Genomic DNA, 22035 nt, shown 5'->3' on the forward strand with positions numbered 1-22035 from the left:
GGCAGGCACCACGACACAGGGGGAACCACGCATGTCTCTCAGCCCACGATCGCTCCTCGCGGCGGCCGCCGTCACCGCCGTCGCGCCGTGCCTGGTCGCGGTGCCGGCCCACGCCGTCGCTCCGACCAGCTGCCTCGGCAGGGCCGTCACCGTCGTGGCAAGCTCCACCGTCACCGAGGGCACCGAGGGCGACGACGTCGTGGCCGTGGAGCCCGGCGCGTGGACCGACTTCGACGCCAAGGGCGGCAACGACACCATCTGCCTGGACGTCCCGGCGGAGATCGTCACCGACCACTACGGCGGACGCAGCCGGCTCGCCATCCTCGACGCGGGCGCGGGCGACGACACGGTCGTCAACCTCGTCCCTGCCGGCACGACCGGGATCACCACCACGGTGACGCTCGGCCTGGGCAGCGACACCTTCACGGGCGCCGACATCGGTGAGCAGGTCTTCGCCGAGACCGTGGCCTACGACCCGGACGCGGTCGCGACCGACGCCCGCCTGACCGGTGCGCAGCGCGACGTGGTGACGGGCGCCGCGCAGGTCTGGAGCACCGCACCGCTCGACGGGCCCAACGCCGACCGGATCACCTTCGGCACGCGCGGCGCCCGCGCCGTCATCGACGGACCGATGTCCGCGGACGGCCTGGTCGACGTCTCGGCGTCCGAGGAGGCGACGCTCGCGCTGCCGAGCCCGGACCGGCTGCGGTCCGTGCCCTACGGAGGCGTGCTGGTCGACAACCGCGCTCGCCGCGTCGTCGCCGGCTCCCCCACCGTCAGCTGGGTGGGTGACGTGCAGACCTTCGAGATCGGCACGCCGACCCGGTCCCTCGGCGCGTACGTGTCGTTCGTGGGCAGCGACCTCGCCGAGACCGTGAGGTACACCGACGCCAACGTCGGCGACGTCGACCTCGGCGGAGGTGACGACACGCTCGCCGTCCAGGGCCTCAACCTGCCGACCCAGCCCGCGTCTGCCCTCGGCGGGGCGGGGCGCGACACGGCCCACCTCGAGATGCTGTGCCGTCGGTCGATCGTGGTGCGCCTCGACGACGCCACCTCGTGCGACGGCAGGACGGGGGACTTCTCCCGCTTCGAGGAGGTCATCGCGTCGTCCGGCGCCTCCCCCGAACCCGCGACGACCCTGGTCGGGACGGGCCGCGGCGACACGCTGAGGGCCTTCGGCAGCAAGGCCGTCGTGCGGGGCCGCGGTGGCGACGACGTGATCGACGCCACGGCACCGTTCGTCCGGGTCCGCGCGGGAGCCGGTGCCGACCGTGTCAGCGCGATCGGTCTCGACGCCGTCGTGCGCGGCGAGGCCGGACCCGACCGGATCCGGATGCCGGCCGACGGCGGAGTCTTCGAGGGCGACACCCCGCGCCGCCAGCGGGTGGCGCTCGGCGGGCCGGGCGCGGACGTGCTCGTCGGGGCGTCCGACCCGCGACCCGACCGGCTGGTCGGCGGGGCCGGGAAGGACCGGGCCGACGGCGGCAAGGGCCGCCGCGACGTCTGCACGGCGGAGGTGACGCGCCGCTGCGAACGACCCTGACTGGCTTTATCTCATATCTGAGATACCGTGGTGGGCATGGCTGACTACAAGGGCCGCATCGGCAACCTGATCCGCGACGCCCGCAAGCACCGGGGCCTCACCCAGCACCAGCTCGCCGAGCTCCTCGGCACGAGCCAGAGCGCGATCAACCGCATCGAGAAGGGTCACCAGAACCTCTCGCTGGAGATGCTGGCGCGCATCGGCACCGCCCTCGACTCCGAGATCGTCGCCCTGGGCGCGGGCCCGACCCACCTCCGGGTCGACGGCCCCACCACGCTGTCGGGCTCCATCGACGTCAAGACCTCCAAGAACGCCGGCGTCGCCCTGCTGTGCGCCTCGCTGCTCAACAAGGGCCGGACGACGCTGCGCAAGGTCGCCCGCATCGAGGAGGTCAACCGCCTGCTGGAGGTCCTCACCTCCCTCGGCGTGGCCACCCGCTGGCTCAACGAGGACAACGACCTCGAGATCATCCCGCCGGCCGACCTCAACCTGGTCGCGATCGACGAGGCGGCCGCGCGACGCACCCGGTCGGTGATCATGTTCCTGGGCCCCCTGCTGCACCGCTACGACCAGTTCGACCTGCCCTACGCCGGCGGGTGCAACCTCGGCGAGCGCACCGTCGAGCCCCACATGTCGGCCCTGCGGCCCTTCGGCCTCGAGGTCAAGGCCACCGACGGCGCCTACCACGCGCGGGTCAACCGCGCCGTCGAGCCGGGGCGCCCGATCGTGCTCACCGAGCGCGGCGACACGGTCACCGAGAACGCCCTCATGGCCGCCGCGCTGCACCCCGGCACCACCGTCATCCGCAACGCCTCGTCCAACTACATGGTCCAGGACCTCTGCTTCTACCTGCGCAAGCTCGGCGTCGAGGTCGAGGGCGTCGGCACCACCACGCTCCGCGTGACCGGCAAGCAGGAGATCGACGTCGACGTCGACTACGCCCCGTCGGAGGACCCGATCGAGGCGATGTCGCTGCTCGCGGCCGCCATCGTGACGAAGTCGGAGATCACCATCCGCCGGGTGCCGATCGAGTTCCTCGAGATCGAGCTCGCGACGCTGGAGGAGATGGGCTTCCGCTACGACCGCTCGGCCGAGTACGCCGCGCTCAACGGCGAGACCCGCCTGGTCGACCTCACCACCCACCCCTCCGAGCTGCGGGCGCCCCTCGACAAGATCCACCCGATGCCGTTCCCGGGCCTCAACATCGACAACCTGCCCTTCTTCGCAGTCATCGCCGCGGTGGCGGAGGGGCAGACGCTGCTGCACGACTGGGTCTACGAGAACCGCGCGATCTACTTCACCGAGCTCAACAAGCTCGGCGCGCAGGTCAAGCTGCTCGACCCGCACCGCGTGCTGGTCGAGGGCCCGACGCACTTCTCCGGCGCGGAGATCGTCTGCCCGCCGGCGCTGCGCCCGGCGGTGGTGCTGCTGATCGCGATGCTGGCCTCGAAGGGCCGCAGCGTGCTGCGCTCGACGTACGTCATCCACCGCGGCTACGAGGACCTCGCGGAGCGGCTCAACGAGCTCGGCGCCAACATCGACTCGTTCCGCGACATCTGAGTCGAGCAGCCGCCGACGAGGGACGAGTCGGCGGCGTGGGCTCGGCCAGGCCGAGCAAGCCCTCCGGGCGACGCACGAGCCCGGGACGGGCGCGTCGAGGTGCGCGCTCAGCCGAAGAGGGTCTCCACCCACGCGCGCGACTGGCGACCGACCGCAGGCGGGGCGGTCATGTCGGCGGTGATCCGCGGCATGGGGGCGGTGTGCTGGCCGGCGTTGCGGTGCCAGTCGTTCTCGGCCTCCACCAGCACGCCGAGGTCGGCGCTGGAGAGGAACACCCCGTGCCCCTCGGGGCACTGCCCCACGGTGGCTCCGCCGAGGGAGCGCTCGGCCATCTCGGCGCGGCAGCGGGGACACGTCAGGCTCTCGGTCTCGGGCTCCATCCCCTGAAGGTACTCCTCGCCCCATACTTCTCGGCGTGACCCCGCCGCGCCCGCCCCAGTCGCGCTACCTCGACTCCCCCCGGCCCCTCGCCTTCGCCCACCGCGGCGGTGCGTACCACCCCGAGATCGAGGGCCTGGAGAACACGCTGACCGCGTTCCGCCACGCGGTGGCGCTCGGCTACACCTACCTCGAGACCGACGTGCACGTGACCAGCGACGGCGTCCTGCTGGCGTTCCACGACACCGTCCTCGACCGGGTCACCGACCGCACCGGCAGCATCGAGGACGCGACGTGGTCCGAGGTCCAGATGGCGCTCATCGGCGGCTCCGAGCCGGTGCCGACGCTGGCACAGCTCGTGGACGCCTTCCCCGACGCCCGGTTCAACATCGACCTCAAGTCGGAGGGGGCGGTGGAGGCGCTGGCCGCGTTCGTCGAGGAGCGCGAGGCCTGGGACCGGGTGCTGGTCGGATCGTTCTCCGTACGCCGGCTGGAGGCGTTTCGCCGGCGCACCCGGGGGCGGGTCGCCACCTCGGCCCACCCGCTGGAGGTGGCGGCGTTCCTGCTGCTCCCGAGCGCCCGGCTCGCACGGTGGGTCACCCGCGGCCGTCCGCGCGCACTGCAGGTCCCGCACCGCCACGGACGGCTGCGGGTCACCTCCCCCGCCCTGGTGCGTCGCGCCCACGCGGCGGGCCTGCAGGTGCACGTGTGGACCATCGACGACCCGATCGAGATGAACTCCCTCCTCGACCGTGGCGTTGACGGCATCATGACCGATCGCACGGACATACTCAGGGACGTGCTCCGCGCACGCGGACAGTGGAACGGCCCCCACGGCGGCCGGGAAGGTGACTCATGAGCCACTCCGACGGCGCCCACCCCGCCGGCACGCCCGGCACGCCCACCGGCATCGCCGACCTCCGCCCGCTCGCCCGCGCGCGGGAGCAGAAGGCCTGGTACTGGTACGACTGGGCCAACAGCGCCTACGTGACCACGGTCGGGACCGTGCTGTTCGCGCCCTACATCATCGCCATCGCCAAGGAGGCGGCGGTCGACAACCGGGTCTCGCTGCTCGGGATCTCCGTGGCGCCCGGCTCGCTGCCGTCCTACCTGGTGACCGTCTCCACGATCATCTCCGCGATCGTGCTGCCGCTGATGGGTCCGGTCGCCGACCGCACGGCGGACAAGAAGCGCCTCCTGGCGGCGTTCGCCTGGCTCGGAGCGCTGAGTGGGTCGCTGATCTTCTTCGCCACCGGCAGCAACTGGCAGATCGGCGCCCTCGGCTTCTTCCTGGCCAACATCTTCCTGGGCGCCTCGCTCGTGGTGAACGACTCGATCCTGCCGCTCATCTCCGACGAGGACGACCGCGACCGGGTCTCCTCGCGCGGGTGGGCGTGGGGCTACCTCGGGGGCGGCCTCCTGCTCGCGGTGAACCTGGCCGTGGTGACCCTGCACGACACCTTCGGCCTCTCCGAGGGCGACGCGGCGCGGCTGAGCATGCTCTCGGCGTGCCTGTGGTGGGCGGCGTTCACCTTCATCCCGTTCCTCCGGCTGCAGGACCACGAGCCCGTGCCGCTGGCCGAGGCCGACGGTGGGGGCGGCGGGATCTTCGCGCAGAGCTTCGGCCAGCTCGGCAAGACCCTGCGCGAGCTGCCGCGCTACCCCGTCGCGCTCAACTTCCTGCTGGCCTACCTGTTCTTCAACGACGGGATCCAGACCGTGATCGCCTCGGCCTCGACCTATGGCTCGGAGGAGCTGGAGTTCGGGCAGTCGGTGCTGATCGGCACCATCCTGCTGGTGCAGTTCGTCGCCTTCGGCGGCGCGTTGGTGTTCGGCCGGCTGGCCAGGCGGTTCGGCTCCAAGCGCACGATCCTGGGCGGCCTCGTGGTCTGGATGCTGATCGTGACCGCGGCGCTCTTCCTGCCCGTCAAGGGACTCGTGCCGTTCCTGCTGCTCGGCGTGGCCATCGGCGTCGTGCTCGGCGGCACGCAGGCGCTGGCGCGGTCGTACTTCTCGCTCCTCATCCCCCGTGGCAAGGAGGCGGAGTACTTCAGCTTCTACCACGCCATGGACCGCGGGACGTCGTGGTTCGGCACCCTCGTGTTCGGCCTGGTCTTCCAGCTCACCGACTCCTACCGCCCGGCGATCTTCGCCCTGATCATCTTCTTCGTCCTCGGCGGTCTGCTGCTGCTCCGGGTCGACACCGAGCGCGGGATCCGCGACGCCGGGAACGAGGTGCCGGCGGTCATCTGAGTCCCGCCGGCCCCGCCGTGGCCGGGGTGCCACCCGTGGGGGTGAGGTTCGTCTCGCTCACGCGTGGGAGTTCTGCCGTCGAATCCACGGAATGTGGACGTCCCCGCTACCGTTGAAGGATCAAGAAGGGGCGAGCGCGTCGTCACGAGCGGCGTCATGGACCACGGTCCGGCTCGTCTCCCCATTGCCCGGAACACAATCTACGGGGTCAGCAACCCAACTGGAGGTGGGCACGGTGGCGGAGCGCACACTGCGTGGCGCGAGGCTCGGCGGCCAGAGCTTTGAGGACGAGCGCGGCATCGAGTTCGCGGCTCGTCAGCAGGTCGGCTACAAGTGCAAGCAGGGTCATGAGTTCGAGGTGACCATGTCGGTCGAGGCCGACATCCCGGCGGTCTGGGAGTGCCCGCGCTGCGGCGCCGAGGCCCTCAGCACGGCCGGCATCCTCCCCGAGGAGAAGGTCGAGAAGCCGGCTCGCACGCACTGGGACATGCTCCTGGAGCGTCGCTCGGAGAAGGAGCTCGAGGACATCCTCAAGGAGCGCCTCGAGCTGCTCCGTGGCGGGGAGATCGGACCGGCGCACCTGCACCGGGCCAACGCCAAGAAGCGCAAGGTCTCCTGAGCCGCTCGCTCAGTCGACCACGTCGCCCCGGACCACCGGCCCCTCGGCCCCCGGTCCGGGGCGACGGCCATTTCCGGGCCCGCCAGCGGGGAAGCCTCCCGGCACCACGACGAGGCGGCGCTCCACCACCGAGGTGAGCAGCCGGCGCGCGATCGGACGGGTCAAGGGCAGGATCAGCAGGATGCCAGCGACGTCGAGGACGAAGCCGGGGCTGAGCATGAGCGTGCCGCCGATGAGGATGAGCGCGCCGTCCGCGAGCTCCCGGGCCGGCATCCGGCCGTGCTGGAGAGCCTCGCGCAGCGCGCGCCACGCGCGGCCGCCCTCCCGCTTGACCAGCCACGCGCCGAGCATGCTGTCGAGGACGAGCAGCAGGATCGTCCACCACGGGCCGACGAGCCGGCCGACCTGGAGGATCACCCAGATCTCGGCGAGCGGGACCGCCACGAAGGCGATCGCGAGGAGCGGTCGGAGCCAGGCGCGGCGTCGTCGCGGCGGACGGGTGCTGCCGAGGGTGCTCATGCCCCGGCGCCCCTCCGGTGGCGCAGCTGGGCGCGGCGCTCGGAGAGTCCCCATCGGGTGATCAGGCGCAGCGACTCGCTCGCCACCTGCCCGCTCATCTTGGAGTCGCCCCGCTCGCGCTCGATGAACTCGATGGGCACTTCCCTCAGACGCAGGCCGCGGGACAGCGTGCGGTAGGCGAGGTCGGTCTGGAACACGTACCCAGTAGACCTCACCGAGGCAAGGTCGATCGCCTCGAGCGTGGCCCGGCGGAACAGGCGGTAGCCGGCGGTGGCGTCCTTGACCTTGATGCCGAGCAGCAGGCGCACGTAGAGATTGCCGCCGCGCGAGAGCAGCAGCCGCTGCACCGGCCAGTTCACCACCGACCCGCCCGGCACGTAGCGCGAGCCGATGACGAGGTCGGCGGTCCGCAGGGCGTCGAGCAGGCGCTGGAGCTGCTCGGGCTGGTGGGAGCCGTCGGCGTCCATCTCGCCGATCACGTCGTAGCCGGCCTCGAGCGCCACCCGGAAGCCGTGGAGGTACGCCGCCCCCAGCCCGGCCTTCTCGGTGCGGTGCACCACCGTCACCGCCTCGTCCTCCGCCGCCAGGCGGTCGGCGATGGCGCCGGTGCCGTCCGGGCTGTTGTCGTCGACGACGAGCACGTCCACCCCGGGCTGGGCGGCCCGCAGGCGACCCACGATCCACTCGAGGTTCTCCGACTCGTTGTAGGTCGGGACGACCATCACGCAGCGGCCGAGGCCTTCGACGCTCACCGGGTGCCACCTCGTTCGCTCCGCACGTCGACGGGGCGGTCGCCGCGTCGGCGACGACGATAGGCCAGAACGACGACGATCGTGTGGACGAGGAGGAACACGAGGGCGAGCCGTCCCGGCCACAGCCCGATCCGCACGGCCGGGGTGAGGGTCGTGCTGAGCCCCACGGTCTCGACGAGGACGCCCTGCTGGCGGCGCGGGACCGACGCCACGACCTCCCCGTCGGGGCTCACGATGCCCGAGATCCCGTTGATCGCCGCGACCACGACCCAGCGGCCGGTCTCCAGCGCCCGCAGCCGGCTGATCTCGAACTGCTGGTCGAGCTGGGAGGTGCGGCTGAACATGGCGTTGCTCGTCTGCACGGTGACCAGCTGGGCGCCGCGCGCCACCTGGCCGGCGATCCCGTCGTCGTAGGCGACGTCGAAGCAGATCGCGTCGGCCACCCGCACGCCGGCCACGCGCAGCGGCTCCAGGCTGGTGCCCCGCACCATGTCGCGCGGCACCATCCGGAGCTTGCCGTAGGTCGAGGGGATCAGGCTGCTGCCCCGGAACGGGATGTACTCGCCGTACGGCACGGGGTGGCGCTTGGTGTAGCGGTCGCCGCTGCCGAGCCCGGGCTCGTAGACGATGCCCTGGTTGAGCACCTGCGTGTCGTCGAGCGGGTCGGTGGAGACGCCGCCGACGATGATCGGCACGTCGACCGCGTCGCTGGCCGCCACGATCCCGGCGTGGATGCCCGGGTCGGTGAACGGGTCGACCGCGGTGGAGTTCTCCGGCCACACCACGAAGTCGACCGGGGGCTGCTCCCCCGCCGCGACGGCCTCGGCGAGGTCGCGGGTCAGGTCGACGTGGTTGGCGGTGACCTCCCGGTGCACCGACGGGACGTCGAGGCCCGTGCCCGGCACGTCGCCCTGCACCGCGGCGACCGTCGTGGAGCCCTGCTGCGTCACGCGGAACGGCGCCAGCGCCGGCAGCAGCGTGACGACCGCGAGGGCCGCGACGACGGCCACCGCCGCCCGTGGGTGCGAGCGCACCGTGACCAGCACCCAGGCGAGCGTGGTGCCGGTGAGGGCGACGAGGAAGCCGGTGCCCACCATGCCGACGTAGGGCAGGGCCTCGGCCCACGGCGTCCCGGCGGTGGCGTACGCCAGTCGCCCGAAGGGCATCCCGGAGAACGGGAAGCCGCTGCGCAGGGTCTCGATCCCGACCCACCACAGCGCGGTCCACACCGGCCACGCCCGCAGCCGGAGGCTCCAGGACAGGCCGAGGCCGAGCGGCACGAAGAACGCCGCCTCGACGCCGCACATCCCGATCCACGCATCCGTCCCGACCGAGCGCATCCAGACCATGACGGCGTAGGTGAAGGTCAGCCCGAAGAGCAGGCTCGGCAGCCACGCGCGACGCGGTCCCAGGCCGCGCACCGACAGCACCAGCGCGGCGATCGCGGGCGGCATCAGCCACGCCCAGCCGATCGGTTCGAAGGCGGCTGCCAGGACGAGTCCGCCGACGAGGGCGAGGAGGCAGCGCAGCGGCACGGTGCAGACCGTAGCCGACGGCCAAGGGCCTGCAGCGGTGCGGGAGGGACGACGAGGCTTCGGACCGACGCGCGACACGGCTGGCTGCCGATCGCGTGAAGTTGTCTACGGCACCGGGGTCCCTCCCGCATCCGGCCCCCGCAGGGCGCTGCCGACGGGTTGCTCGACGGCGGTCATCGCTGGCGCTGCGATCCGCACGTCTTGCTCCCCCTTGCCGACACCACCACCCACGAGCTGCACAGGCGGACGCCGGAACGATGCCTTCACGGGCGGGCCGGTGTCAACACGGTCCTGACCTGCGGATTCGTGCATCCCCGCAGGTCAGCGGCGGACCGGGCGGCACCGCCGATTCGAGGCGCTCCGGCGTGTCGTGGGCGACACGCCGACGGCGTGGTGCCGGTGTGACGCCCGGTGTCCGGCTGCTCGGGTCAGCGGGGAGGAACGACGACCGTGCCGGTCGCGGTCGTCGCCACCACCGGCGGGTCGAGCACCTCCGCGGCACCGGGCGCGTCCTGGGTCGGGGCGCCGCGACCCACCACGTGGACCGCGAAGTCCATCACCCGGCTGCGGGTGCCCTCCCTGACGAGCGTCGCGGTGATCTCGAGGACGTCGCCGGCCCTGACCGGGGCCTTGAACTGGACGTCTGAGTAGGAGGCGAACAGGCCTTCGTCGCCGTCGAGGACGATGCACATCTCCGTGGCCACGTCGCCGAACAGCCCGAGGCTGTAGGCGCCGTCGACGAGGTTGCCGGCGTAGTGGGCGTGGGAGTACGGGACGTAGCGCCGGTGGGTGACGACCGTGCCGACGCGACCCGCGGTCGGGTCCGGGGTGCTCACGAGGCCTTCTCCTTGCTGGACGCGCGGGCTCCCGCGACGCGGTGGACGATGTAGGAGGCGACCTCGCCTGGCGTGGTGCCGCGGGTGAAGACCCGGTCGACGCCGAGCTCCTCGGCCATCGTCTCGTCGAAGCGCGGCCCGCCCACGACCAGCAGCGGCCGCTTGTCCGAGGGATACGCCTCGCGGAACGCCGCTGACATCTCGCGGGTGTTGAGCAGGTGGGCGTCGCGCTGGGTGACGACCTGCGAGACCAGCACCGCGTCGGCCTTCTCCGCGCGGGCCGCCTCGACGAGCTGCGGCACCGAGACCTGGGCGCCGAGGTTCACCACCTTCAGCTCGCGGTAGTACTCCAGGCCCTTCTCGCCGGCGAAGCCCTTGATGTTGAGGATCGCGTCGATGCCCACGGTGTGGGCGTCGGTGCCGATGCACCCGCCCACCACCACCAGGCGGCGCCGCATCGAGCGCTTGATCGCCGCGTTGGCCTCCTTGGGCGTCAGCAGCGGGTAGTCGCGCTCGACCACCTCGACCGTGCTGGGGTCGACGAGGTGGTTGACCCGCCCGTAGACGACGAAGAACGTGAAGCCGTCGCCCATCGGCTTGGCGTGCACGACCAGCGCGGGGTCCATGCCCATCTTGTTGGCCAGCTGCACCGCGGCGCCCTCGGCGACCTTCGAGTGCTGGATCGGCAGGGTGAAGGACAGCTGCACCATGCCGTCGCCGGTGGTGTCGCCGTAGGGACGGATCAGGTTCATGCGGAGCATCCCCTCTCGGTGGTCGAGGTGCGAGCGCAGCGAGCCTCGAAGCTCATCGCTGGTCCCCCTCGAGGATCTCGGTCGCCGGGTTGTAGTAGCCCTCGGCCTTGCGGGCCACGCCGTCGAGGCCCTTGCCCTTGTCGGCGGGGCGCTTCATCAGGCCGAACGTGCCGTCGGCGATCGCCGAGAGCAGCGGCGGCTCCCCCGGCGTGCTGCGGTCGGCCTTGATCTCCTCGAGCAGGCCGATCGCCTCGCCCAGCACCTCGCGTGCGCGGCTGGCGATGAACCCCTCGGGCGCGGGGTGGAAGTCCTCGCGCAGGTTGCCCGCGGCGTTCATCACGTAGCGGACGTTCTGCAGCGCCAGGTCGCGGTCGGAGATCCAGGGCGTCACGACCGCCTCGGTCATCATCCCGACCAGCAGGATGCCCTGGCCGGTCATCGCGCCGACGAGGTTGAAGAAGCCGTCGAGGAGGTAGCCCTTGAAGATGTCGCCGGTCATGTGGCGGGTCGGGGGCATCCACTTGAGCGGGGCGTCGGGGAAGAGCTCGCGGGCGAGCATCGCGTGGGCGAGCTCGAGGCGGAACGAGTCGGGCACCTCGGGGTCGATCTCGAAGGCGTGCCCGAGCCCGAGCTGCCAGTCCTCGAGCCCGGCCTCCTTGGCGAAGTACTCGTTGAGCAGCTGGCTGGTCGTGACCGTGTGCGCGGCCTCGACGGCGTCGGCGGTGGTGAGGTAGTTGTCCTCGCCGGTGTTGATGATGATGCCCGCGCGCGCGTGGACCTGGCGGCTGAAGCGCTGGTCGACGAAGGTGCGGATCGGGTTGATGTCGCGGAACAGGATCCCGTACATCGAGTCGTTGAGCATCATGTCGAGGCGCTCGAGACCGGCCAGCGCGGCGATCTCGGGCATGCAGAGACCCGAGGCGTAGTTGGTGAGCCGGACGTAGCGGCCGAGCTCCCTCGACGTCTCGTCGAGCGCGGCGCGCATGAGGCGGAAGTTCTCCTGCGTGGCGTAGGTGCCGGCGAAGCCCTCCCGGGTGGCGCCCTCGGGGACGAAGTCGAGCAGCGACTGGCCGGTCGAGCGGATCACCGCGATCACGTCGGCGCCCTCGCGGGCCGCGGCCTGGGCCTGCGGGATGTCCTCCATGATGTCGCCGGTGGCGACGATGAGGTAGATCCACGGCTTGCTGGGGGCGTCGCCCACCTTGGCGATCATCCGCTCGCGCGCGACGCGCTGCCGGTCGACCTGCTTGATGCCGGCGCCGACCGCCTTGCGGGAGGCGGCCGTGGCACGGGTGGCGTCCTTGCCCTCCGGCACGCGGAACGTCACCGAGCCGGCGGCGGCCTTCTGGGCCAGCGTCGTGAGGTCGTCGCCCTCGCCCCGGAGCAGCGCGTCCCAGACCGGGAGGCTGACGCCGTGCTCGAGGCCCACGTCGGCGCGCACCGCGTCGGCGAGGCGGTTGACCCAGGGGGTGCCGTCGGGGTCGGCACCCGAGAGGCCGGCCAGGCGCAGCGTGGCCCGCTCGACGCTCACCGTCGTGTGCTGGGTGGCGAGGTCGACGATCGGCTTGCCGACCTGGCGGGCGAGCGTGCGCGCGCGGCGTACGTCGGCCCGGTCGATGCCGAGCTGGCTGGTGGGGCGTGCCATCAGAGCCTCCGCTCGAAGAGTCCGCGGACACCGGCGTCCGCGCGCAGCAGCTCCATCGCGTAGGCCGCGTGGCCGGGGACGTAGCCGTTGCCCACGAGCATCCGCACGTCGGCGGCCAGTCCCTCGGCGCCGAGCGCTGCGGCGCTGAAGCTGGTGGCCATGGAGAAGAAGATGACGGTGCCGCCCTCGGCGGTGGCCAGGACGGCGCCGCCCTCGCAGCCGGGGACGTCGACGCACACGACCGTCACGTCGGCAGGACCGCCCGCGGCGGCGACCGCCTCGCGCAGGGCGATGGGGTCGCGCGCGTCGGCGATGGTGACGGCGTCGGCGATCCCGGCGCCGGTGAGCAGGTCGTGCTCGGCCTGGTGGGGCACGACGCCGATGGTGCGCGCTGCGCCCGCCTGGCGCGCGGCCGCGAGGCTGAGCGAGCCGGACTTGCCGGCGCCGCCGATGACGGCGACGGTCGGGGCGGTCCCCGTGGCGGCGTACTCCCCCACCACGCGGGCGGTGAGGGCCGGTGCGCCGCACACGTCCATCACGCTCAGCGAGAGGGCTGGGTCGAGGTCGTCGGGGATGACGGCGGCGATCGAGCGACCGAAGAGCACGGCGTAGCCGTCGCACGGCACCTGCTCGCTCGCGCCGTCCCAGCGCGCGAGCCCGTCCTGGATCACGAGCGGGGTGAGGGTGAGGCTGACCAGGGTGGCGACGCGGTCGCCCACCGACAGGCCGAGCGGTGAGTCCGGGCCGACCTCCTCGACGGTGCCGACGAGCATGCCGCCGGACCCGGTCTCGGGGTTCTGCATCTTGCCGCGCGTGGCGACGATGTCGAGGACCTCCGCGCGCACCGCGTCGCCGTCGGTCTCACCGAAGCGCGTGTGCTTGCGCTCGAGCTGGCGGAAGGAGGCGGCGTCGAGGTTGAGCCGCTCCACCCGCACGCGGACCTCGTCGGGCCACAGCTCGTCGGTGGTGTCGAGGCGCTGGGCGGCCTGGGGCAGCACGACGCGCTCGTCGAGCACCCGGTGCAGGCCCGTCGGGTCGCCGGGACGGCGGCCGCTCGCGGGATCGGGCTGGTGCTCCGTCTGGATGTCCGAGGGGGTGGGCATGCAGGTCATCCTTCTTCGTCAACGCGGCTGGACCGTAAATCTTGCGGCGTGGCATTGGACGCACCGCACTTTCTCCGCGTACTCTCCCAGATGTGGCGCCGCCCACACAACCGGCGCGCCGTCCGGCACCGACCCGGCCATCCACCGGGCCACGCTTCAAGGAGACCTCATGAGCATCGAGACCGCCAGCGCGCTGGGACAGGCCCTCGACACCGGCCAGCCCTACCCGTACCAGCGCGTCGAGCTCGTCGAGCCCGACTGGACGCGGTTCCCGGGCTGGGCGGGCGTCACCGCCGAGGACTGGGCCTCGGTCCAGTGGCAGCGGGCCCACTGCATCAAGAACGTCAAGCAGCTGCGCGAGCTGATGGGCGACCTGCTCGACGAGCGGTTCTACGCCGACCTCGAGCGCGACCAGGCCGAGCGCGCCACCATGTCGATGCTGGTGCCGCCGCAGATGATGAACACGATGGTGCCGCACCTCGACCCCGCCGGTCCGGGCTCGCTCACCGAGGCGTTCTACGCCGACCCGGTGCGCCACTACATGATCCCGGTCTTCAGCGACCGCCGCACCGACTGGCCCTCCCACCCGCACGCAGCGCGCGACTCGCTCCACGAGCACGACATGTGGGCCACCGAGGGCCTGACCCACCGCTACCCCACCAAGGTGCTCGCCGAGCTGCTCCCGACGTGCCCGCAGTACTGCGGCCACTGCACCCGCATGGACCTCGTCGGCAACTCGACGGTGGTCATCGACAAGCTGAAGTTCGCCGGCAAGCCCAACGACCGCCTCGGCGACATGCTCGACTACCTCCGTCGTACGCCCTCGGTGCGCGACGTCGTCGTCTCCGGCGGCGACGTGGCCAACATGCCGTGGCCCCGCCTCGAGGCGTTCCTCACCTCCGTGCTCGAGGTCGAGAACATCCGCGACATCCGCCTGGCCACCAAGGCGCTCATCGGCCTGCCGCAGCACTGGCTGCAGCCCGACGTCGTCGAGGGCGTCTCGCGCGTCGCCGGCCTCGCCCGCTCGCGCGGCGTCTCGCTCGCGATGCACACCCACGCCAACCACGCGAACTCCGTCACGCCGGTCGTCGCCGAGGCCGCGAGGGCGATGCTGGACGCCGGCCTGCGCGACGTGCGCAACCAGGGCGTGCTGCTCAACGGCGTCAACGCCGACCCGCACGCGCTGCTCGACCTGTGCTTCCGCCTCCTCGACGGCGCGCAGATCATGCCCTACTACTTCTACATGTGCGACATGATCCCGTTCTCGGAGCACTGGCGGGTCTCGCTGGCCGACGCCCAGCGCCTGCAGCACCACATCATGGGTTACCTCCCGGGCTTCGCGACGCCGCGCATCGTGTGCGACGTCCCGTTCGTCGGCAAGCGCTGGGTCCACCAGAACGCCGACTACGACACCGAGCACGGCATCTCGTACTGGACCAAGAACTACCGCACCTCGATCGAGGCCGACGACGCCGAGGCCCTCTCGCGCTACTACGAGTACTACGACCCGATCCACACGCTGCCCGAGTCCGGCCAGCAGTGGTGGGAGCAGCACGGCCGCCTCGACGAGGCCTCCCTCAAGGCCGCCGAGATGGCCGAGGCCTCCCGCCGTACGGCTGCCCTCCAGGCCTACTGAGGCGTTGCCGCCCCGGAACCCCGGGTTCCCCCGCCTAGCCGGGGGAACCCGGGGTTCTCGTGCCTTGCAGACCGCGAGAACCCCGGGACACACCCGAGAACTCCCCGGTACGTCCCAGCGGTTCTCCACAACCGACGGGGTGCCGGTTTCGGCGCCGGTCGCGGGTGGGCAGGTACAGCCCATGCAGTCACCACCTCCTGACCTCCGACTCGCCGTCCGGCTGCGTCGTGAGCTCCTCGCCGACGGGTACACCGACGACCAGCTGACCAGGCTCCTACGGGCCGGGGTGCTGGTGAGGATCCGCCGCGGCGCGTACGTCGAGAAGAAGCTGTGGGACCGGCTCGCGCCCGAGGACCGGCACCGCGTCCTCAGCCGTGCGGTCCTCCGTGCGGGGCACCCGCTCATGGCGCTGACGCACGTCTCGGCTGTGCTGGAGCTGGGGGTCGCGGTGTGGGGCGTCCCGCTCGACGAGGTGCACACCACCCGCACGGACGGCAAGGGTGCGCGGCGGGAGGCAGGCGTCGTCCACCACTCGGGGCTCCTGGCCGAGAGCGAGACGCAGGTCGTGGAGGGCGTACGCATCGGGCCCGCCGCCCGCGCGGCCGTCGAGGTGATGGCCACCGCGACACCGGAGGCAGCCCTCGTCGTCGCGAACGGGCTGCTCCATGCTCGGCACATCACCCGCCCAGAGCTGGTCGCCGCGGCGCAGGCCATGAAGCACTGGCCCTACTCGTTGTCGGCGCACGTCGTGGTGGCGCTCGCGGACGGGCGGTTCGAGTCCGTCGGCGAGACGCGGGCGTTCTACCTGTGCCGACAGCAGGGTCTGCCGCGTCCCGAGCCGCAGTACGTCGTGCGCGACGAACGGGGCAACGTGGTGGCGCGCCTCGACCTCGCGTGGCCGGCGTACGGCGTCTTCGTGGAGTTCGACGGTCGAGCCAAGTACGACCAGCACCGCAGGCCGGGCGAGACGCTGGCGCAGTACCTGCTCCGCGAGAAGAAGCGGGAAGAGCTGGTGTGCCTGCTGACGGGATGGGTCTGCATCCGGATCACCTGGGAGGACCTCGCTCGGCCGCTGCAGACGGGCTCGCGGATCCGCCGCGTGCTGGAGCTGCGCCGCCCGCTGGGTGCGTGACCTCTCGAGCGTTCCTCGTGGTTCTCGTGGCTTGCAAGGTGCCAGAACCACGGGTTCCCCCGGTGAAGCGGGGGAACCCGACGCGCTACGCGCAGCGGCTAAGCGCAGCGGCCGGCGCGCGGCAGGCGGCCGGGGATCACTGACGAACGCCGCCCCAGGGTCAGTCGAGGGGGCGGTTCTCGTAGGGGGTGGAGAGCACGATGGTGGTGCGGGTGGAGACGCTGGCGGCGCCGCGGATGCGGGCGAGGAGGTCCTCGAGGTCACGGGGGGTGGCGACGCGGATCTTGAGGATGTAGGACTCCTCCCCCGCGACCGACCAGCACGACTCGATCTCCTGGATCCCGCCCAGCCGCTCGGGGTAGTCGTCGGGCTGGGAGGGGTCGATCGGGGTGATCGAGATGAACGCGGTCAGCGGTCGACCGAGCTGGTCGTGGTCGATGGTGGCGCCGTAGCCCTTGATCAGTCCGCGCTGCTCGAGCCGCTTCACGCGCTGGTGGACCGCGGAGGTCGACAGGTCGGTGGCGCGGCCGAGGTCGGTGAAGGACATCCGGCCGTCGGTGGCCAGCAGGGACAGGATCTGCCGGTCCTTGGACTCGACCTCCGATGTGCTCACGGCCACAGACTAGTGGGATCCGGAGAGCGCCTCGACGAGCCGCACGGCAGACGAGCCGAGGCCCCAGCGCTCGTCGAGCGCGACCACGGCGTCGTGGTCGGCGGGGGTGCGCGGACGGGTCAGGTCGGGGGACCCGAGGTCGAGGTCACGGCGTACGGCGACGACCTCGGGCGCGACGTCGAGGTAGTCGACGGCCGCCTTGATCTTCCCGCGCGGCCCGGGCCCCATGTCGGAGTCGGGGTCGGCGGCGGCCGCGACGATGGCGTCGACGCCGCCGAACCGGTTGATCAGCGTGGCGGCGGTCTTGTCACCCACCCCCGCGACGCCGGGCAGGCCGTCGGAGGCGTCACCGCGCAGGGTGGCGAGGTCGGCGTAGTGGGCCGCGGGCACGCCGTACTTCGCGCGGACCCAGGCGTTGTCGACGCGTTCGTGCTTGCTCACGCCGCGCGCGACGTAGAGCACCCGGACGGCCGTCTCGTCGTCGACGAGCTGGAACAGGTCGCGGTCGCCGGTGACGATGTCGACGGGCATCCCCGCACCGGTGGCGAGCGTGCCGATCACGTCGTCGGCCTCCATCTCCGGGTGGCCGACCACGGGGATGCCGTAGGCCGCCAGGACCTCGCGGATCACCGGCACCTGCGCCTGCAGCGGGTCGGGCACCTCCTCCACGTCGGGACGCGGGCCGGGGACCTCGCGCACCACCCGGTGGGCCTTGTAGGAGGGGATCAGGTCGACGCGCCACTGCGGGCGCCAGTCGTCGTCCCAGCAGCACGCCAGGTGGGTCGGGTCGTACTCCCCCACCAGCCGGCTGATGAAGTCCATCAGGCCGCGGACGGCGTTGACCGGCGTGCCGTCGGGTGCCTTCACCGAGTCGGGCACCCCGAAGAACGCCCGGAAGTAGAGCGAGGCGGTGTCGAGGAGCAGGAGGCGGTCGCCGGAGGCCATGGCGGCAGCCTCCCACACGCCTCCGACGCCGCCCCGACGCCGCCCCGCCGGGCAGCGGCGGGACGGAAGCCGGGCGGAAGCCGCTGCTACTCCGCCAGCACGCTGTAGGCGATGACGCCCCGCTTGAGGGCCTTCGCGGCCGCCCGTGCGGTCTCGCGCAGCGTCGCCTCGCCGGCGGCGTCGGCCACCTGCCCGCACAGGTCCAGCAGCTGCTTCATCCACCGCACGAAGTCGCCGGCCGACAGCCCCGTCACCATCAGCACCTCGTCGAGGTCGTCGCCTTCCGCCCAGCGCCACGCCGCCCACGCGAAGCCCAGGTCGGGCTGGCGCAGGAAGTCGAGCTTGTGGTCGCGCTCGAGCGCGTCGAGCTGGCCCCAGAGCCGCACCAGCTCGCCGAGGACCTCACGCACCTGGCCGCCCGGGATCTTCGGCGACGACGCGTCGTCGGCCCTGCGCGCCTCGAAGACCAGCGCCGAGAGCACGGACGCGAGCTCGGAGGGCGACAGACCGTCGAACAGCCCGGCGCGGATCGCCTCCGCCGCCACGAGGTCCATGTCGGTGTAGATGCGCCGCAGGTGCCGGCCCTTGTCGGTGACCTTGTCACCCTCGAGGTAGTCGAGCGCGGTGAGCACGTCGCAGACGCGGTCGAAGGTGCGCGCGACCGTGTTGGTGCGGGTCTCCACGCGGCGCTTGAGCGTCTCGGTGTCGCGCTGCAGCTTGAACCACCGCTCGGCCCAGCGGGCGTGGTCCTCGCGCTCGGGGCACTGGTGGCAGGGGTGCGCCTTGAGGTCGGCGCGCAGCCGGCCGATCTCGCGGTCGGCCGCGGTGTCGCTGAAGGAGTCGCCCTTGTCGCTGCGCCGCTGACGCGGCGCGTCGAGGCCGCGTGCCTTGTCGCGCAGCGCGGTGGCGAGGTCGCGCCGCATCGCGGGGTTGCGCCCGTTGAACGACTTCGGCACCCGCATCCGGGTGATCGCCTCCACCGGCACGGGGAAGTCCATCGGCGCGAGCCGGCGCGCCTGGCGGTCGGCGGTGAGGACGTACGGGCGCGGCTCGTCGCCCGACTTCCCGGGGTCGATCACCACGGCGAGGCCGCTGAACTTGCCCGCCGGCACGTGGATGACGTCGCCCGGACGCAGCCGCGCGAGCGAGGCGAGCGCCTCCTCACGGCGGTCCTGGCGACGCTCCCGCGCCGCCCCCTTCTCGAGGTCGGAGATCGCGCGGCGCATCGCGGCGTACTCCATGAAGTCGCCGAGGTGGCACTGCGCGGCCTCGCGGTAGCCCTCGAGCGCCTCCTCGGCCTTGACCACCTGGCGGGCCAGCCCGACGACGGCCTTGTCGGCCTGGAACTGGGCGAACGACTGCTCGAGCAGCTCGCGTGAGCGCTCGCGGCCGAACTGGTGCACCAGGTTGACCGCCATGTTGTAGGACGGGCGGAACGACGACCGGAGCGGGTAGGTGCGGGTCGACGCGAGGCCGGCGACCTCGCGTGGGTTCATGCCCGGCTGGTAGAGCACGACCCCGTGGCCCTCGATGTCGAGCCCGCGGCGACCGGCGCGCCCGGTGAGCTGGGTGTACTCCCCCGGCGTCAGGTCGGCGTGGGTCTCGCCGTTCCACTTGGAGAGCTTCTCGATCACGACCGTGCGCGCGGGCATGTTGATGCCCAGCGCGAGGGTCTCGGTGGCGAAGACGACCTTGACCAGCCCGTCCTGGAACAGCTCCTCGACCACCTGCTTGAACGCCGGCAGCAGCCCGGCGTGGTGCGCCGCGATGCCGCGCGTGAGGCCGTCGAGGAACTCGTGGTAGCCCAGGACGTGGAGGTCCTCCTCGGGCAGCGTGCGCGCGGCCTCCTCGACCCGGGCGAAGATCTCGTCGCGCTCGGCCGCGGTGGTCAGGCGGGTGTTGGCCTGCACGAGCTGGGTGACCGCGGCGTCGCAGCCGGCCCGGCTGAAGATGAACACGATGGCCGGGAGCAGCCCCTCGCGGTCGAGGCGCTCGACCACGTCGACGCGCGTAGGGATCCAGACCCGGCGGCCGTTGCCGACCGCACGGGGGTTCTTCGACGATCCCGGCTTCCCCTTGCGGGGCGAGCGGCGGTCGCGCATCAGGCGTGAGCTCGCCCAGTCGTCGCGGGCGATGCGGGTGAGCTCATCGTTGACGGGTGCGCCCTCCTTCACGAAACCGGCGCTGGCGTCGACGTCGGAGGAGGCGAACAGGTCGAGCAGCCGGCGCCCGACCATGACGTGCTGGAACAGCGGCACCGGCCGCTTCTCCTCCAGGACCGTGGTGGTCTCGCCGCGCACGGTGGCCAGCCACTCGCCGAACTCCTCGGCGTTGGAGACCGTCGCCGACAGCGAGACGAGGGTGACCGACTCGGGGAGATGGATGATCACCTCCTCCCAGACCGCGCCGCGCATCCGGTCGGCGAGGTAGTGGACCTCGTCCATCACCACGTAGCCGAGCCCGAGCAGCGTGCGCGAGCCGGAGTAGAGCATGTTGCGCAGGACCTCGGTGGTCATCACGACCACCGGCGCCTCGCCGTTGACGACGTTGTCGCCGGTCAGCAGGCCGACGTTGTCGGCGCCGTAGCGCTTGACCAGGTCGTGGTACTTCTGGTTCGACAGCGCCTTGATCGGCGTCGTGTAGAACGCCTTGCGCCCGGTCTGGAGCGCGAGGTGGATCGCGAACTCGCCGACGATCGTCTTGCCAGACCCGGTCGGGGCCGCGACCAGGACGCCGCGCCCGTCCTCGATCTCCTGGCAGGCACGCACCTGGAAGTCGTCGAGGGTGAAGCCGTAGAGGCCGGCGAAGTCCTTCAGCATGGGGTGGCCCTTGTCGCGCTGGAACGCCGCGTAGCGCTCGGCCGGTGAGAGCTCCTGCTCGTCGTTCATGCGATGACCTCCAGTGCTCCGGGGACGCACTCGACGGTGAGCGGCAGCGCGCCGAAGCGCTCGCCGTCGGCGTACGTCACGATGCCGGGCGCCGCCACGGTCACCGCGCGCACCCGGCGGTGGACGTACTCCTCCACCCCGTCGATGCGACCGGTGAACAGGCGCGGGTAGGAGCGCACCAGCTTGGTCTTGCTCATCTTGGTGATCACCACGACGTCGAGCATGCCGTCGTCGAGCAAGGCGCCCTCGGTGATCCGCAGCCCCCCGCCGAACGAGGGGCCGTTGCCGACGGCGACGAGCATCGCCTCGTGCTCGACCGTCTCGCCGTCGAGGTCGAGCACGTAGGGCAGCGGGCGGAACGTGCGCAGCTCGGCGAGCGTGGCCAGGTTGTAGCGCATCTGGCCGCGGGGCCACGTCATGGCGTTGGCGCGCTCGTTGACGACCGCGTCGAACCCGGCGGCGAGCACGGTCACGAAGTAGCGGTCGCCGCAGCGGGCGAGGTCGATCGTGCGTCGGCGCGACATCACGATGCGGTCGGCGGCCGCCACCGGGTCGGTGCGCGGGAGGCCGAGGTAGCGCGCGACGTCGTTGCCGGTGCCGGCGGGGATCAGGCCGAGCGGTGTGCCGGTGCCCGCCACCGCCTGCGCGCCGAGGTGCGCCAGCCCGTCACCGCCGCAGACCACCAGCGCCTCGACGCCGTCCGCCACGCAGCCGCGCGCCAGGTCGGCCGCCTCGTCGGCGTCGCGTCCCTGCAGGTTGCGCACGACGAAGCCGCTCTCCCGCAGCCGGGTCAGCGCGGCGTCGCGGTGGCGCGCACCCTTGCCCCTGCCCGCGGTGGGGTTGGTCAGCAGCGCGATCTCGCGTCCCCGCACCGGGACGGCCGCTGTGGGGTCGTGCATGGGCGCGACCCTATCCCCCGCTCCTACCCGCCGAGCCGCAGGAGCGCCGCGTAGCGCTCGGTGTGCGCGCCGACCGACCGCGCGAGCCGGGCGAGGACGTCGAGCACGAGCTCGGGCCCGAACCCGGTGCCCGGCACGGCCAGCACCATCCGGTCGTCGAGCCGCCCGACGACGACCTGGCCGTGCCGCCAGGCCTGGTGCACACGGGTGCGGGTCGCGGCGTCGACGACCGGCTCGGGGTACGCGTCGTCGACCGCCAGCAGGTCGCACACGAGGTCGTCCTCGCCGTCGGCGGTGAGCCGGCCCGCGACCTGGTGCCCGGTCGAGAGGCCCTCGTCGGAGCGCCAGACCACGTCAGCGGTGCCGAGCCACTCCGGGAGGTCGAACGGGTCGACGTCGTCGATGGTGGCGAGCATGGACCCAG

At 72.2% G+C, this 22035-nt stretch carries 20 protein-coding genes; 7 read left to right on the forward strand and 13 right to left on the reverse strand.

The window, feature by feature from the left end:
* Window positions 1–31: 31 nt before the first annotated feature.
* Window positions 32–1546 carry a hypothetical protein gene (locus ACFFJG_RS19105; RefSeq protein ID WP_378520388.1) on the forward strand — a complete coding sequence of 505 codons (1515 nt, stop codon included), beginning with the start codon at window positions 32–34 and terminating at the stop codon, window positions 1544–1546.
* Window positions 1547–1582: 36 nt separating this feature from the next.
* Window positions 1583–3106, forward strand: coding sequence for a helix-turn-helix domain-containing protein (locus ACFFJG_RS19110; RefSeq protein WP_378520389.1), 1524 nt, complete (start codon window positions 1583–1585; stop codon window positions 3104–3106).
* Between the two features lie 107 nt (window positions 3107–3213).
* Here ACFFJG_RS19110 and ACFFJG_RS19115 read toward each other — a convergent pair whose 3' ends face one another.
* Window positions 3214–3486 carry a zf-TFIIB domain-containing protein gene (locus ACFFJG_RS19115; RefSeq protein WP_378520390.1) on the reverse strand — a complete coding sequence of 91 codons (273 nt, stop codon included), beginning with the start codon at window positions 3484–3486 and terminating at the stop codon, window positions 3214–3216.
* 35 nt (window positions 3487–3521) lie between these two features.
* Here ACFFJG_RS19115 and ACFFJG_RS19120 point away from each other — a divergent pair, with 35 nt between their 5' ends.
* The 3 genes from ACFFJG_RS19120 (at window position 3522) to ACFFJG_RS19130 (ending at window position 6356) form a co-directional block, all read left to right on the forward strand.
* Window positions 3522–4343 carry a glycerophosphodiester phosphodiesterase family protein gene (locus ACFFJG_RS19120; protein WP_378520391.1) on the forward strand — a complete coding sequence of 274 codons (822 nt, stop codon included), beginning with the start codon at window positions 3522–3524 and terminating at the stop codon, window positions 4341–4343.
* Complete coding sequence (locus ACFFJG_RS19125; RefSeq protein ID WP_378520392.1) at window positions 4340–5737, forward strand: MFS transporter; 1398 nt, start codon at window positions 4340–4342, stop codon at window positions 5735–5737. Before ACFFJG_RS19120 ends, ACFFJG_RS19125 begins: the two co-directional genes overlap by 4 nt.
* A 235-nt stretch (window positions 5738–5972) precedes the next feature.
* Complete coding sequence (locus ACFFJG_RS19130; protein WP_211731803.1) at window positions 5973–6356, forward strand: RNA polymerase-binding protein RbpA; 384 nt, start codon at window positions 5973–5975, stop codon at window positions 6354–6356.
* Between the two features lie 9 nt (window positions 6357–6365).
* On the opposite strand, the gene ACFFJG_RS19135 is transcribed toward ACFFJG_RS19130, so the two are convergent.
* The 7 genes from ACFFJG_RS19135 to kdd all read right to left on the reverse strand — a co-directional run bounded on the left by ACFFJG_RS19135 (window position 6366) and on the right by kdd (window position 13498).
* Window positions 6366–6875 carry an FxsA family protein gene (locus ACFFJG_RS19135; RefSeq protein WP_378520393.1) on the reverse strand — a complete coding sequence of 170 codons (510 nt, stop codon included), beginning with the start codon at window positions 6873–6875 and terminating at the stop codon, window positions 6366–6368.
* Window positions 6872–7597 (reverse strand): polyprenol monophosphomannose synthase, encoded by a 726-nt coding sequence (locus ACFFJG_RS19140; protein WP_378520619.1) that lies wholly within the window; start codon window positions 7595–7597, stop codon window positions 6872–6874. The genes ACFFJG_RS19135 and ACFFJG_RS19140 overlap by 4 nt, the downstream gene beginning before the upstream one ends.
* 26 nt (window positions 7598–7623) lie before the next feature.
* Window positions 7624–9162: an apolipoprotein N-acyltransferase gene (gene lnt, locus ACFFJG_RS19145; protein ID WP_378520394.1), complete on the reverse strand. Its 1539-nt coding sequence runs from the start codon at window positions 9160–9162 to the stop codon at window positions 7624–7626.
* A 428-nt stretch (window positions 9163–9590) separates the two neighbouring features.
* Complete coding sequence (gene kal / locus ACFFJG_RS19150) at window positions 9591–9998, reverse strand: 3-aminobutyryl-CoA ammonia lyase (RefSeq protein ID WP_378520395.1); 408 nt, start codon at window positions 9996–9998, stop codon at window positions 9591–9593.
* Window positions 9995–10750: a lysine 5,6-aminomutase subunit beta gene (kamE, locus tag ACFFJG_RS19155; RefSeq protein WP_378520396.1), complete on the reverse strand. Its 756-nt coding sequence runs from the start codon at window positions 10748–10750 to the stop codon at window positions 9995–9997. The genes kal and kamE overlap by 4 nt, the downstream gene beginning before the upstream one ends.
* A gap of 52 nt (window positions 10751–10802) precedes the next feature.
* On the reverse strand, window positions 10803–12395 hold the full coding sequence (gene kamD / locus ACFFJG_RS19160; protein WP_378520397.1) for a lysine 5,6-aminomutase subunit alpha: 1593 nt from the start codon (window positions 12393–12395) through the stop codon (window positions 10803–10805).
* Entirely contained in the window at window positions 12395–13498 is a 1104-nt protein-coding gene (gene kdd, locus ACFFJG_RS19165; protein ID WP_378520398.1) for an L-erythro-3,5-diaminohexanoate dehydrogenase, read from the reverse strand. The genes kamD and kdd overlap by 1 nt, the downstream gene beginning before the upstream one ends.
* 169 nt (window positions 13499–13667) lie before the next feature.
* Between kdd and ACFFJG_RS19170 the strand changes: the two genes are divergently transcribed.
* Both ACFFJG_RS19170 and ACFFJG_RS19175 read left to right on the forward strand, forming a co-directional pair.
* Window positions 13668–15134 (forward strand): KamA family radical SAM protein, encoded by a 1467-nt coding sequence (locus ACFFJG_RS19170; protein ID WP_378520399.1) that lies wholly within the window; start codon window positions 13668–13670, stop codon window positions 15132–15134.
* 181 nt (window positions 15135–15315) lie between these two features.
* Window positions 15316–16266 carry a hypothetical protein gene (locus ACFFJG_RS19175; RefSeq protein ID WP_378520400.1) on the forward strand — a complete coding sequence of 317 codons (951 nt, stop codon included), beginning with the start codon at window positions 15316–15318 and terminating at the stop codon, window positions 16264–16266.
* A gap of 160 nt (window positions 16267–16426) precedes the next feature.
* Here the strand turns inward: ACFFJG_RS19175 and ACFFJG_RS19180 are convergent, their stop codons facing one another.
* The 5 genes from ACFFJG_RS19180 to ACFFJG_RS19200 all read right to left on the reverse strand — a co-directional run bounded on the left by ACFFJG_RS19180 (window position 16427) and on the right by ACFFJG_RS19200 (window position 22027).
* Window positions 16427–16879 carry an Lrp/AsnC family transcriptional regulator gene (locus tag ACFFJG_RS19180; RefSeq protein WP_378520401.1) on the reverse strand — a complete coding sequence of 151 codons (453 nt, stop codon included), beginning with the start codon at window positions 16877–16879 and terminating at the stop codon, window positions 16427–16429.
* A 9-nt stretch (window positions 16880–16888) separates the two neighbouring features.
* Window positions 16889–17824 carry a 5'-3' exonuclease gene (locus ACFFJG_RS19185; RefSeq protein WP_378520402.1) on the reverse strand — a complete coding sequence of 312 codons (936 nt, stop codon included), beginning with the start codon at window positions 17822–17824 and terminating at the stop codon, window positions 16889–16891.
* Window positions 17825–17910: 86 nt separating this feature from the next.
* Window positions 17911–20712, reverse strand: coding sequence for a DEAD/DEAH box helicase (locus tag ACFFJG_RS19190; protein ID WP_378520403.1), 2802 nt, complete (start codon window positions 20710–20712; stop codon window positions 17911–17913).
* A complete protein-coding gene (locus tag ACFFJG_RS19195; RefSeq protein WP_378520404.1) occupies window positions 20709–21611 on the reverse strand; it encodes a YegS/Rv2252/BmrU family lipid kinase in 903 nt (300 codons plus the stop codon). Before ACFFJG_RS19195 ends, ACFFJG_RS19190 begins: the two co-directional genes overlap by 4 nt.
* Window positions 21612–21634: 23 nt before the next feature.
* Window positions 21635–22027, reverse strand: a complete 393-nt coding sequence (locus ACFFJG_RS19200; RefSeq protein ID WP_378520405.1) for a hypothetical protein — start codon at window positions 22025–22027, stop codon at window positions 21635–21637.
* Window positions 22028–22035 lie beyond the last annotated feature (8 nt).

Origin of the sequence: Nocardioides zeicaulis (assembly GCF_042432345.1) — a bacterium.
Classification (GTDB): domain Bacteria; phylum Actinomycetota; class Actinomycetes; order Propionibacteriales; family Nocardioidaceae; genus Nocardioides; species Nocardioides zeicaulis.